This window comes from Chryseobacterium sp. FG46 (assembly GCF_057809135.1).
On sequence record NZ_JBMDJJ010000001.1, the window covers coordinates 198,522 to 212,813 of the forward strand.

The window sequence follows — 14,292 nt, forward strand, 5'->3', positions numbered from 1 at the left end:
GTCATGAAGTGTGATTGAATCATATCCGAGATGTTTTACAGCTTCAGAAAGAAGTAATTTCCCTGATAAATTTCTTATCCTGTCATCTTCATTATGAAATCGTAGGTTGATTTTCTGGAATTTGGAAGGTAAAAAAACAGCCATTTATTATTAATGGCTGCTTTATTATCATCATTAGACTGAGTATAAAAAATAAGTATTCCCATATTAAAGAACTCCTAAATATTTACAGAACGCTTCTACTGTAGCACGGTTTATTTTTTTATTCTCAATTGAACTTCCTTTTAAGAATCTATTGGTGTTGCTGATATCAAAATCCGGGGTGTTTTGATGAATTTCAATTATCGATTTATTATCATAAGCAGGAAATTTAAACAAACTCAAAAGCGGGTAGAGTGGGCTGGTCTCATCATTTTCCCAAAGAGCTCTCCATTCAAGATAAGGAGCGGGCTTAAGATCAAAGTTCAATTCGGTATGCAGGAGTTCAAAAAATTCCATTACGGTCATATTATCTTCGGCTGCAGGACTTAAATGAAATATCTCTCCTGTAGAGCCTGAATTTTTAGCAATATGAGCAATTGCTTTGCTTACAAAATCTACCATAACCAATTCTTCTTTCTGGTCAATTAATATGGGGTAAGCTTTTAATTGGATACAGGTTTTTACTAAAAGTCCCCACCATTGATACCGTGCTGTAGCGCCTGTTACGCTGTGGCAGAATACATATCCTAACCGGAAAATAACGATGGGGACACCCTGTTGTATAGCTGCTTGGGCAACCTGTTCCATGACCCATTTACTCTGTATATAGCCCATATCCCTGCTTAAATATTTAAAGGCAGATGTGCTGTCTGTATTTTCCATGATCATTGCAGGTTTGGTAAAATAATGTTCCCAGCTAAAAACCCCTACAGTAGATAAAAGAGATAATTGTTTCAACTTGTACGTTGTTACAAATTGAATCATAGTATGTAAAGCATCAACATTGGCAGCTCTCATGTAGGAATAGGGCTGGATAAAGTTTACCGCACTTCCGGCATGATGTACGACATCGATGGTTTTAGTAAGGTCCTCATATTTCTGAGGGGTAAGGCCCAGAAATGGCTTTGCAAGATCTCCTGGCAGTAATGTAACTCTTTTCTTATCATACATTTCTAAAGGAATGAGCTGATCCTCCATAGCTTTTAATAATCTTTTTTCAGCAGCACGTTCATCATCTGCACGAATTAAAAGATAAATATTTGCAGCGGTGGATTTCAATAATTCCACAAGCATATTTACTCCTACAAACCCTGTTACTCCTGTCAGTAAAATTTCTTCAGGATTTTCAAAATTTCCTTTTATTGAAATATTGAATTTGAATTTTTCATGCTTTACATCAGCGTCTTTTCTTATTTCATTACTTAAAGGGTCCTTTCCCAGCCCATAATGTAGGGTATGCGGATTCTTCTCTCTTTCTTCAATTAATAAAGCCTGTTTTCTGATTGTACTGTTGGTATACAATTCACTGAGAGTAATGGTATTTGGAAATTGTTTGAAAAGCTTATTATACATTTTGGTCAGTAACAAAGAATGCCCGCCAAGATGGAAAAAATCGTCTTCCATACCTGGAATTCTACATTCCAGTACCTCAGTCCATATCTCTTTGATGACTTTTTCGTATTCATTGCAAGGTTCATCTTCTATTTCTAATGTTGCTGCAGTCTTATGTTCTGCCAGAGAGGCAAGGGCTTCCATATCTATTTTTCCGTTTGATTTTATGGGGATCATATCGACAGTGAAAATTTCATTCGGAACCATGTAGGTAGGGAGTTTTCTGCTCAATTCACTTCTAATATTGGAAATATGAGAGTCTCCGGTTACAAATGCTCTTAATGACTTTATGGTTTGTGACTCATTATGAACATGTACTTTTGCATTTTTTATTCCTTTGATCTGCAACAGTGCATTTTCGATTTCAGCAAGTTCGATCCGGTATCCTCTCACTTTCACTTGCTGATCGCTTCTTCCAATGTATTCAAGTATACCGTCAGATAATGTTTTCGCTTGATCTCCAGTTTTATACAGTCTGCTGTAAATGATACTTTCTTCGTTTATAAAATGATTTTTAATAAATTTCTCTGCGGTAAGTTCCGGCTGATTCAGGTATCCTCTCGAAAGCTGGATTCCCGAAATATAAAGTTCACCAGTGACCCCGGTAGGAACCTTTCGGAGATATTGATCCAAAACATAAAGACGCATATTTTTAATTGCTTTACCAATCGTATGATCAGGATGAATATCATCAAATACAAATTCATTGACAGCCACTGTTGTTTCTGTAGGACCATACATATTCACCAGTTTTACAAGTGGCCTCCAATATTGACTTACCTGTGAAGGACATGTTTCTGCTCCGGTGCCAATTACTCTTATGGAAGGAAGATCAAAAGTTTGAGGCAGGGTAGAAAGTACTGAAGGAGAAATGAATGGAATGACTGTAATTGCATGAAGGAAAATAAATTCAGATAAATGTTCTCCAAGCAGTTTGTTATTGGGATAAAGGTGAACGGTAGCTCCTTTAGTAAGCGGAATCCAAAGATCTATGACTGACCCGTCAAAATTATAAGGCGAGAACTGGAGCGTTCTGTCTTCTTCACTAATGTCAAGAAGATTACCGTATTCTGTAATGAAATTTCCCAATGACTGATGCTCAATGAGAACTCCTTTAGGCATTCCCGTAGTTCCGGAAGTGTGAATGACATAGGCGAGATCGGTATGGGTGTGGGTACTGCAATAACTCTGCAGTATAGTTTCAGATCGATTTTTGAGGAGATCTTCAATGAAATATACCGGCTGTTTGACCTCCCTTTTTATCTGACTGAATTTTGCTGATCCAATGATAACTTTGGGTTGAGTATCTTCCATGAGGAGCTTAATTCTCTCCATCGGATAAGTGGTGTCTAAAGGAACATAGGCTGCACCGGCTTTCAAAACTCCTAATAAACTGATAATCCGTTCAATAGATTGTTCATGATAACAGGCCGCAAAATCACCTCTTTTAATTCCTAGATGAATGAGATGGTTTGCAACACAACTTGATTTCTCATCTAAACTGCGGTAAGAAATACTTATTCCGGATAATATCAAGGCTGTTTTATCCGGTGTTTTTTGCACCTGTTCTTCAAACATCTGTACGAGTGTTTTGGGAATTTCAATATGTTTTTGAGTTTCGATATTTTTTTCAGATACAGCAGCATACAAGTCAATATCCCCAATTTTTTGATTAGGATCTAAAGTTATTGATTGCAGCAGATACCTGAATCTTGCTGCCATTTCCATGATAGTCTCCTTTTTAAATAAAGCATCAGAATAATCAATGTTTACTTTTAATTTTCCATCAGTCTGAAGAACCTCAAACTGCAGATCAAATTTTATATGTTTGTTATGAATCCATTGTACTTTTTCAGCCTGTACAGGAAATGAATTTTCGGACTTTTCTACAGGATCCTGAAGGACAAAAATATTCTGGAATAATGGATTGTGCCCTGCAAAACGGTCTTTAATCACTTGGCTTACTATAATGTCTATAGGAACTCCCTGATGCCTGAAAATCTGTGGAATCATATTTCGGATTTGTTGTAAAAAATCGACAAATACAGGGTTTCCATCGATTTTAATGCGGATGGGAAGCATATTGGCAAAATAGCCGATTGTTGTATCAAAAGGATGCGGCCGGTTGGCAGACGGGCTTCCAATACAGATGTCCTGCTGCCCGCTGTAATACTGCATCAATAGACTGAACGCAGAAAGCAGTGTCATATATAAAGTAGCAGACTGCTCTTCTGAAATATTTTTAAGGTTTTCAGTAAGTTCTTCATCAATTTCAAATTGATACTGTTCTCCCGAATCAGTATGATTATGTAATTTTTTGAAATCATGAGCTGTCTGCAGTACAGGAACATCCTCGAGATATTCTTTCCAAAAAGTAATTCCGTCCCCTATATTCTGCTTAGACTGCCAGACTGCATAGTGTTTATATTCTATAATCGGATTAAAATTTTCTTCTGCTTTGTTGTTTATGATCTCTTGATATAATGTATTAATTTCCTGAACAATTAACGGCATAGACCAGCCATCTGTAACCATATGATGAATTACCAATAATAAAGAAGCCGCCGCGTTTGAATCATAAATAATATAGGCTCTGAGCATATAGTCCCTCTGAAGGTCAAAAGGTATAGTGACAAGGTTTTTTATATTGTCTGAACCGTGCTGTGTATGCAATAACCAGTGGTCTGCATTAATTACCGAAACGTATGGGTGATTATCCTTTTCCTCTATAGTGGTTCTTAGTATACTGTGCTTTTTGACAAGCCTGTGCAGGGCATTTTCTAATATTGAAAAAGAAACGTCTTTATGCATAGGATAAAGTACACCAATGTTATAAGGGGTACTGCCATATAACTTGTCAATAAACCATAAGTTTTGCTGCTGCGATGACAGCGGTACAGGATCATACTGATCCAGAATATCTATTTCATCCGTCTGATTACGATTGTCTTGTTTTGTAATATAATTCTCAAGTTGGTGAATGTTTGGATGTAAAAATAAATCTGCTGCCTGTAAAGAAAGATTAAATTCTCTGCGGAGAAGAGAAACTAAGCGGTATGCTAAAATTGAATTACCACCAAAGTGGAAAAAGTTATCATAAATACCTATTGATCTCATTCCTAAAATCGCACTCCATGCATCAGCCAAAAGATTCTGTAATGGGCTCTGAGGCGCAACAAAAGATTTTCTTTTCTCTTCTGTAATTTCATCGGTACTTAAAACAGATTTATCAATTTTTCCATTAGCAGTTAGCGGAAAACTTTCTACTTCCAGAAATTTAAAAGGAATCATATAAGACGGAAGACGCTCAAATAAATAGGATCTGATATCTTCAGGATATGAATTTTTATCTCTTTTATTTTTATAAAAGCAAATGAGCTGTTTTACATCCTGTTTTTGTTTTACAATAATGATGCAGTTTTCTACAAGACCAGACTGCCGGATATTTTCTTCGATTTCAGCCGGTTCTACACGGAATCCCCTTACTTTCACCTGCTGGTCTGCTCTTCCTGCAAACTCTATGGTATCATCTTTTAAACGACGTACCAGGTCTCCTGTTTTATAGACCCTTACTGTTTTATTTTCAGGGGTTTTATACTCTAAAAATCTCTCAGCAGTTAAATCCGGACGGTTGTAATAACCTCTTGCCACTTGAATTCCTCCAATATAAAGCTCTCCGGTTTCGTTTGCGGGAAGAGGATTCATTTTATCATCCAGCACATAAAAATCTACATTAGGAAGAGGCTTCCCGATTGTATTTATCGGATGGCTTTCATCAAATTTAAATCCGCTTACGACTACTGTCGTTTCTGTGGGGCCATAGATATTTATCAGCTCCGTTCTTTTCTTCCAGGATTCTATTACTGACGGTATCGGAGCTTCTCCGCCGGTACATATTTTTCTAAGCTTTCCAATAGGTTGATCAGTGGGTAATGTTGCCAGAATAGACACAGGAACATAAGGCAGGATAGTGATCCCACTTTCGCGAATATAATGAAGGAGAGGTTCTCCTACCATTCTGTTATCAGGATAAAGGAATACGGTCATTCCTTTTGAAAGCGGAACCCAGAGATCCAGTACGATACCATCAAAATTGGATGATGAGATGGTAAGGGCTGTATCTTCTTTTTGAGGATCCAGAAAAATGCCAAATTGCTCTACAAAATTATTGAGTCCCCTGTGTTCAGCCATTACTGCTTTAGGTACCCCTGTACTGCCTGAGGTATAGGCCAAATAAGCCATGCCTTCTGCAATTTTATATTTTGGAGTGCTTTCAGGCATCTGTTTGATTTCCTCTTTCTGTTCATCGATGAGTATGATCTGTCCTTTAAAAAAAGAAAATTTTTCGGCATAAGATCGTGTTGTGATAAGGAGAGGACTTTCTGTGTCTTCTAGAACATGCTGAAGTCTTGCTTCCGGATAGAGCGGATCGAGAGAAACATAAGCGCCTTCAGCTTTCCATATAGCGAGCATAGCAATTACTTTTTCCAGAGACTGGTCTAAACAGAAACAAAGAGGAATATTTGAAAAATTTCCTCTTTGTTTTAAATAATGTGCTAATTGATTCGAAAAAATGTCTAGTTTTTCAAATGTAAGCGTTGAATTTTCGTAAATCAGTGCCGGTTTAGATGGGCACAAATGTACTGTATCCTCAAGATGCGATAGGATTGATTTGAATTTTAACATTTTATTGAGTTTTATGGTTAAATTTTTTTTTTTAAACAATAAAATTATAAATAAAACACTAAATTCACGTTATTGTAATTAAAAATACAAAAAATATAATACCATATGGAGAAATTACCTCAAAAACCGGAGCTCACCTTTAAAATGTATGAATTGATAAGCGGGTATTGGGTGGCTTCCTGTATCCGTTCAGCAGTACAGCTTGATATCGCGGATAAATTACTTAGCGGCCCTAAAACTTTGTCACAGCTGGCGATCGAAACAGAATGTGATGAAACGTCTTTGTATCGATTATTAAGGGCAATAACCAGTGTAGGCATTTTTAACGAAAAAGAAGACGGAGCGTTTGAACTAAATGATTTGGGAGCTGTTTTACTAAGCGACGTTCCCGGATCAGTAAAACCATGGGCTCTGGCTAATCTCGGAGAGCACTATCCGGCTTTTGGAGAATTAACCTATGGCGTGAAAACTGGAAAAGTTCCTTTTGAACATGCCCATGGAATCCCTGTCTGGGAATACTATAAACAGAATCCTGCCGCTGGGATGAATCTTGCCAAAGCAATGGCTGGGATGTCTGGAGCTGTTCTGAAAACGATTATAGATACCTACGATTTTTCATCATACAAAACGATGGTTGATATTGGAGGAGGAAACGGAGCTTTGATGTTTGCTGTTTTGAACGCATCTTCAGAAAGTACCGGCATCATTTTCGATGAGCCTTATGTGATACAGCAGACCGCTCTGCTCATTCCGGAAGATTTGAAGGAAAGATGTACGGTTTTCGGAGGAAGTTTTTTTGAAGAAATTCCTGCAGGAGCTGATCTTTATACGACGAAATGGGTAATCCATGACTGGAATGACGAGGAGGCAATCAAAATTTTAAGCAATGTTTATAAAGCAATGCCCGTAGGCGGGAGACTGTTGATTATTGATTCTGTTATCCCTGATGATTCACGAAACACTCCGCATGCCGGAAAATTATTGGATATCAATATTATGGCGATGACCACAGGAAAAGAAAGAACATTGAACGAATTCAAAATTCTGATTGAAAAAGCAGGATTGACCTTTAAAAGACTCATTCAGACTGATACTGAAGTCTCAAGCATCGTTGAATGTGAAAAAGTGTAATAAGTACCAATAAAGCGATGTTTAAAGTCACTATTTTTTATCCTGTTAAAGAAAATGACTGGTTTGATATGGAGTATTATATCCAAAAGCACGTTCCATTATCAAGATCTGTTTTCGGAAAATCGTTAAAGGGATTGGCTATAGAAGAAGCTTATAACGATGAAAAAAATGAAGCCTATCAATATCCTTACAAAGTTATCGGGCATCTTTTTTTTGAAAAAGTTGAAGACTTCTACCTTAACTTTCTGCCCAACGAAGAACTCCTTAGAAAGGATAGTCAAAACTATACTAACGTAGATCCTATTTTACAGATATGCAGAGTAATTGTCTGCGATCATTATGAGTGATTATTTTTTACTGCTGCTTCTACTGATTCGTTTTTCGTATTTGATTGATGGGTTTGATCTGGTAAGAATTTGGATAGTTTGCGGGGGTGTGAAATGGCAAAAAAATTATTAAGAAGCTTAAGATGATTTGGATTCTGAATGACCTAATGGTGTCCAAAACAAAGAATTTAATTTTTTTTTGTTTATTTAGGTTCATTTTTTTACTTGTTTTAATTAAAAAAAACTCTTAAAATAGGCGATTTCGGTGGATGTTTTACTGCTTTCATATAAATTTAGATAATGATATATCATTATCTAAATTTATTGTTATCGAAGCATTATTTCTCTAATTTCTACACTTCCGCCTGCTTTTAAAATAGGGTTTGATTTTGCAATTTTTTGAGCGGCTTCTAAGTCTTCGGTTTCTATCATCAAAAAACCTGTTAAAAAGTGTGCTACTTCCATAAAAGGTCCTTCTTTAAAAGTCCCGTCAGCAAAAATTGAACTTGCCATAGCTGGTATTGGAGGCATTGTTCCTCCCAGGTTTTTGATAGCTCCTTGCGCTTTTACATCTTCCAACCATTGCGCTCTGTCTGCTCCTTCTTTAGGATCTGTGAAAGCCCCGGGATTCATATTTGTGTTTGCTCTTAATAATCAAACAAAATTTTTCATTGTATTTGATTTAACTTTTAAATAATTCCTCCATAATATCTTCAATAGATGCTGTAGGACGGCCCAATAAGGTTTCCATCGTATGGCTTTCTATTTCGTATTGTGCCATTTTGATATCGTGAATAGTGCCCGAGTGTAGATAGATCGCAAAGTCAGGGAAACCGATTTGCTTCAAAAATACTTTCAGATCATCTTCTGAAATATCATTGTACTTAATCGTATCTCGTTTAAGGTTAGAAAGTACTGCTGCTAACTCCGTATAACCCAAACTATTTGAACCCGTGATGTTATATGTATTATTTTCGTGGCCATCTTGCAACAGTAGATTAGCTGTAGCTTCTCCTATTTCTCTTCTCAGAGCATAAGGTACTTTTCCGCTTCCACCGGGTAGATTGATGTCTTGGTGTAAAGCATTGGAACCTAAAATTTGCATCAATGCATCAGCATACATTGTGTTTCTCAGGATAGTATAGGTTAAGCCGCTTTCTTTGATGTAATCTTCGGTCTGGAAATGACTTATCATCAAATCTTTCACAGCGGAGGTATGAATGTCTTTTATAGCCAAACCGGTATAAATGATTTGTTTTACCCCTTGTTTCTTAGCCGCATCCACTACGTTTTTGTGTTGCCCGTAACGGTTTTGATCCATCGTGGAAATCAGCAGCAATTTATCTATTCCTTTAAATGCTTCATTCAATGTAATAGGATCGCTGAAATTTGCTAATCGTGATTGCAATCCCTTAGCTTTCAGTTTTTCCACACCTTCAGCATTGCTGGATGTTGCAACAAAGTTTTCCGGTGACAAAGTTTTTAAAAGCTGAGTAATTACAGCAGAGCCCAAATTACCGGTGGCTCCTGTTATTAGTATCATATTATTTTTCTATTAAAATCCCTAATCTCAATATTAACTATAGAAGGATCAGGAAATATTGGTTGTTTGACTTAAAATCATTGCCCTCCCGTGTTACCACCGTATTGATCTGGCTGTGCGGATGTTGCAAATTCCTCCATTTTGGAAATCAGGCCGTTGGTTACAGTATATACCTGTACCCATTGGTTTTTAAGATGCGTACCATCCTGTTTGGAAATAAAATGTTCGTTACCTAAAACGATTATTGTATTTCCCTCTTCCACAAACTGATTGGTATTAAAAAAAACCACATCCAAGGCATTGATATTGAACTCAAAAAACATTCTTGCGCCTTCTTTTCCTTTGAATTTTGCCGCTGGCATTACCTGTGTACCGTGATAAATTAGCTCGGCATCATTTGAAAATTTTTCTATTACGGAATCTACATTTTTAGTCGCAAATGCGGCGAACATTTCATCTATTATTTGTCTTGCTGATGTTGACATAATTTTATTTTTTTAATTGATTAAATTGTAGATCACAAAAATATAAAGGACATCTATAAAAAATAATATCACCTTCCTACAGGAAAGTACTTTCCAACAGGAAAGCGGGTATACAAAAAATCAGATATTAACTTATATTTGTTATTGTATAATAGTAAAATATGAATGATTCAGAACAGTTTATAGGCTTTTGCAGATTTAGAATTAATGCTGTGAAAGACAGTATGGATATCTTTACAGGAAAATGGAAAATACATATATTAGGCACATTATTGTATGGTGGAAAAATGCGATTTATGGATTTACAGCGTGAAGTGGCTGGTATTGGTTCCAAAATGTTATCCAAAGAATTGCAAGACATGGAAATGAATCATTTGGTTACCAGAACCGTAAAAAATACCAAACCGATAACCGTAGAATATGAATTGACAGAATTTGGAAAGACACTGGAGCCTGTAATTGATGCTATTGCACAATGGGGAATTGATTATAGAGAAACCTTGTTTAGGAAGAACGAAATATAGTCAATACAATGAATAGAAATGAATCTTATCCAATATTACATAATGCAAGAAATGTACTTTGTTTTGGTAGATTTATACTTAAAAACTATATTCAATAATCCAGACTCATAAACTGAGATAAGCCCTCTTCATGTTATTTAAAATTTTTTTTAATGAAAGATTTCATAATCTTGATGCAGTAAGATAATTTTGATTAATAGTAGCAAATAGTTAAAAAGCTACTTAAAACATTAGTTTTAAGTGGCTTTAGTGTTTCTAGTCTCCAATTTACGGGTACTTAAAGAATGGATGCTTCTGTAAATATTAGTAACAGGTGATCATATTGACCCTATTTTCAAACCTTATTTCTAACGTTTATGTAGTAGTAAGGAAAATTCTGTAATGATAATTTAAAATGTTTAATATAAAATCATTATTGATTTTAATTGTTTCTTATTTATGTTGAATGTTTTTTGTTTTTGATGTTAAATGCTTTATTTTTGGATAAATATCTCAATTTAAATATATATTCTAACTGAAAAATTAATTTATGCCCTTTTCACATCACAATTTTTCTATTATCGCTCTTTTTATATCGGCTTTCTTCTACTGTAATAATACAATTCCCGATTGGAAAAATGAAATTGCCAGACAAAAAGAGATGAGTGTAAGTGATGCGAAAAAATCTATTAAAATAGGTTTGGATATTCTTGAAAATTGTGACAATGACAGTATAAAAGCTCACTGCTATTCTACATTAGGGCTTTCTTATTACAGTATTGGTGATTATCTCAATTCTTTCAGAAATTGTCTGAAAGCTCAGGAAGAACTTTCTAGAAATAAAATATCAACGGATCAGATTGTTTATAATAATATGTGCCTTATCGAAACTTATTATCGCATAGGTTTGATCGACAGAAGTGTATCTGAAATAAAAAAAACAATTGCGCTAATCGAAAAAAAAGATCCTGAAAATAATAGTTTAAAGGGGATGATTTATGCGGTTTATGCCAATATTTTATTAGATCAAAAAAAATACAAGGAAACTCTTTTACAGTATTCTAAAGCTTTGCATTATTTCAATAAAGTAAATGATCCAAAACAGCTAGAGACTAAAATGATTTACATTACCCAGCTCAACTCAGAGACCAGTAATGTTTACATGCTTCTTAACGACTTCAGAAAAGCCGAAATCTATGCTGATAAGGCTGATAAATTAATGGGAACCAGTGCTAATTATTTCTATATTTCACTTATAAATAATATAAGATTAGGAACAATATATTCCAGAACAAACAGACCGCAGGAAGCTATCACAATACTGGAGTCTTTAAAAGATGATAAAAATATAGAGCCTCCTTTTCAACTTGATATTCACGAAAGCTTATATCATGCCTATAAAGAAATAGGGGATAATATAAAAGCGGAGAGAGAAAAACTGTCTATTGCGTCGGTCAAGTCTTTAATGTCCACACAGCAGTCTCACGCATTGAAAGATATACTTGTTAAAGTTGATAATGAATTAAATAAAAAAGAACAACAACATGCTTTTTTACAGATCATTATCATATTTGGAGTCTTGTTATCAATACTTATTATCTATCTTTTATTCAGAAGGTATAAAACTAATCTGAGAAGAGAAGGAGAAAGATATCAAGACATTATAAGCAATTTAGAGTTTCAAATAAGTAATAAACCACAAGCAGAAGTCTCTAAGAAGATAAAAAATGTAGGTGTATCTAAATTAGAATTTACTAAAACCGAATTAGATATTATTGAAAAATTAGATAAGTTTGAAGCAAAAAAAAGGTTTTTGAAGAAAGATCTTACCTTGTCAACGATAGCTGTAGAATTAAACACCAATGCTTCCTATTTATCAGATATAATCAATAGATCGAAGAATAAAAATTTTAATACATATATCAATGAATTAAGAATTGATTACATCATAAAAGAAATTTATAGCGATTCAAAGTTCCTCAATTATAAAATCAGTCATCTGGCAGATATTTCTGGGTTCAATTCGCATAATACTTTTGCTTTGGTATTCAAAAAACACACAGGTATATCGCCTTCTATGTTTATCGAACAGAGGAAATCTGAAACCGAAAAATCAATGATTTACAAATAATTTATACTGGAAATCAATGTATTAATAGATTATTGCATTCATCAAATCTAAGCTTTTCATATCTAAAATGTTTTTTATTTTCATTTTATGCCATAATATTACTGAAAATACTAACCATAAAAATAAAAGATTAATGACAAGAAAAGCAATTTTATTTTCGGTGTTAATTTCAGGATTAACTACGGCTCAAGTAGGTATAAATACTGCAGAACCCAAAACAACATTTGATGTCTCTGCAAAACGAAATTCATCTAATGTTTTAACTGACACAGCGCAAACTTATGGGTTGCAGGCCCCCAGATTAACCAGAGCAGAACTTGCTTCTCTTACTGCACCTTATGGTACCAATCAAGAGGGTGCGTTAGTATACATTACTGATATTACTGGAGGAGATGCTTTAGGTCAACGTATTAATGTTAATGCTATAGGATATTACTATTTTGATGGAGCGTTATGGCAAAAAGTCGCAAACCAGAATATCTACACCAATGATGGTACTATTACTAATCCATTTCGTACGGTTAGAATGTATACCGCTGCTGCATCAGCTTCTAGACTTGGTTTTAATGCTAGTGCTATTAATTATAGTACTAGTCAAAAAACGCGTATGCCAACTTTTTCATTTATAGGAGGAGAAACGAACAATATGGTATTTCTCAATGGATCATCGTTAAATTCTGTTGATTATAAATTTGAATCAACAGGTACTTTATTCACTAATAATACATTAGGGAATTATCCTAAATACAGTTACCTCTTCTCAAATAATCAATTAGATGGAGCAAGACTTTGGCAGATGGTTACGGGAAGAGGAGTACCGGGAAGTTCTCAAAACGAGCTTTTTATAGGAGGGATACCTGAAAGTAAAATTGTTGCAAATCCTGGGATTATTTCTTTTGTAGTGGATGCAGACCTAAATTTAACTAATTATGCCTTTGATAATTCAACTACACCAATAGTTATCAATGGCACGGGTACAGAAATCAGCGCCGGTGTTTATAGATCAACGGTAACAATAAAAAATACAGACCTGTATTTAACTGATTTAGAAAATGTAACTCCATCAACTGAAACGGCAGGTCAGGTTTTAACATTAGTGCAAAATCCCAGCGACATAACTAAATTAAAAGCAGTGTGGAGAACGCCCGGCACTTCTGCATCTCAAAGCCGTGCTATTGTCAGAACGACTCAAAGCCGTACCATTTTAGATACTGATGAAATAGTTGTAAACGATGCCGCTGTTCCTGTTACCTATACTTTTACTTCTTCCTATCCGGCAGGTAAATCGCTTCTTATAGTCAATAAAAGTGCACAAAATATAAGTACAAATCCTCCTACTGGTGGTTCTATAATGTCTGATAATAATACTTCCATACAGATTAATACATCTGCAGAATATATACATTTAGGTTCTGGAGAATGGATTAGAGTAAATGCTAACTGATTATAGTCTGAATAAAAAATAAAAATCCCAGGAGATAAAAAATACATGTAGAATCAAAAAGGTCGTCACTTTTTAACAATTTGAATAAATCTTACAAAATAAATCAGTGAGATTGATAAAGATGAAGGTTTATATTCTACTATGAACTGAAATATTTACTTATATAATTTTTTTAATGATTCTAAAAATCAAATAAGATGAAATTTTCTTTTTTCCCATACGTTTTTTTAATAATAAGAGTTTGGAATTAACACATCCAAAAAATATAGATATAAAAACTATAAGTAAATAATCATGATATAGTAGAAATTTTTAATTTGCTCAGCTATATAAAATGAATAGTGTTTAGTTGATTGATCTAATCTGAGGTTTTGATAATTCCAAAATCAGTTCAGAAGGAGCATTTGATCAAAATATGAACATCTTTAATTTTGAGCTTTCTGCAAAAGA

9 protein-coding genes are annotated in these 14,292 nt (G+C 34.7%); 5 read left to right on the forward strand and 4 right to left on the reverse strand.

All coding sequences use genetic code 11. From position 1 onward, the window contains the following. Positions 1–207: 207 nt before the first annotated feature. Complete coding sequence (locus ACODR7_RS00885) at positions 208–6,279, reverse strand: non-ribosomal peptide synthetase (protein WP_488836505.1); 6,072 nt, start codon at positions 6,277–6,279, stop codon at positions 208–210. Between the two features lie 105 nt (positions 6,280–6,384). Here ACODR7_RS00885 and ACODR7_RS00890 point away from each other — a divergent pair, with 105 nt between their 5' ends. Beyond that, positions 6,385–7,410 (forward strand): methyltransferase, encoded by a 1,026-nt coding sequence (locus ACODR7_RS00890; protein ID WP_488836506.1) that lies wholly within the window; start codon positions 6,385–6,387, stop codon positions 7,408–7,410. 17 nt (positions 7,411–7,427) lie between these two features. After that, the gene (locus ACODR7_RS00895) at positions 7,428–7,757 is read left to right on the forward strand and encodes an EthD family reductase (RefSeq protein ID WP_488836508.1); all 330 of its coding nucleotides are present in this window, start codon (positions 7,428–7,430) and stop codon (positions 7,755–7,757) included. 306 nt (positions 7,758–8,063) lie between these two features. Here ACODR7_RS00895 and ACODR7_RS00900 read toward each other — a convergent pair whose 3' ends face one another. From ACODR7_RS00900 to ACODR7_RS00910, 3 genes are all read right to left on the reverse strand, one after another. Then, the gene (locus tag ACODR7_RS00900; RefSeq protein ID WP_488836510.1) at positions 8,064–8,369 is read right to left on the reverse strand and encodes a YciI family protein; all 306 of its coding nucleotides are present in this window, start codon (positions 8,367–8,369) and stop codon (positions 8,064–8,066) included. Between the two features lie 49 nt (positions 8,370–8,418). Beyond that, the gene (locus tag ACODR7_RS00905) at positions 8,419–9,279 is read right to left on the reverse strand and encodes an SDR family oxidoreductase (protein WP_488836511.1); all 861 of its coding nucleotides are present in this window, start codon (positions 9,277–9,279) and stop codon (positions 8,419–8,421) included. A 77-nt stretch (positions 9,280–9,356) separates the two neighbouring features. Then, positions 9,357–9,764: a nuclear transport factor 2 family protein gene (locus ACODR7_RS00910; protein WP_488836513.1), complete on the reverse strand. Its 408-nt coding sequence runs from the start codon at positions 9,762–9,764 to the stop codon at positions 9,357–9,359. 161 nt (positions 9,765–9,925) lie between these two features. On the opposite strand from ACODR7_RS00910, the gene ACODR7_RS00915 reads away from it, so the two are divergent. The 3 genes from ACODR7_RS00915 to ACODR7_RS00925 all read left to right on the forward strand — a co-directional run bounded on the left by ACODR7_RS00915 (position 9,926) and on the right by ACODR7_RS00925 (position 13,842). Further along, positions 9,926–10,288, forward strand: coding sequence for a winged helix-turn-helix transcriptional regulator (locus ACODR7_RS00915; protein ID WP_488836514.1), 363 nt, complete (start codon positions 9,926–9,928; stop codon positions 10,286–10,288). Between the two features lie 640 nt (positions 10,289–10,928). Continuing rightward, positions 10,929–12,398, forward strand: a complete 1,470-nt coding sequence (locus tag ACODR7_RS00920; RefSeq protein ID WP_488836516.1) for a helix-turn-helix domain-containing protein — start codon at positions 10,929–10,931, stop codon at positions 12,396–12,398. Between the two features lie 133 nt (positions 12,399–12,531). Beyond that, complete coding sequence (locus ACODR7_RS00925; protein ID WP_488836517.1) at positions 12,532–13,842, forward strand: hypothetical protein; 1,311 nt, start codon at positions 12,532–12,534, stop codon at positions 13,840–13,842. Positions 13,843–14,292 lie beyond the last annotated feature (450 nt).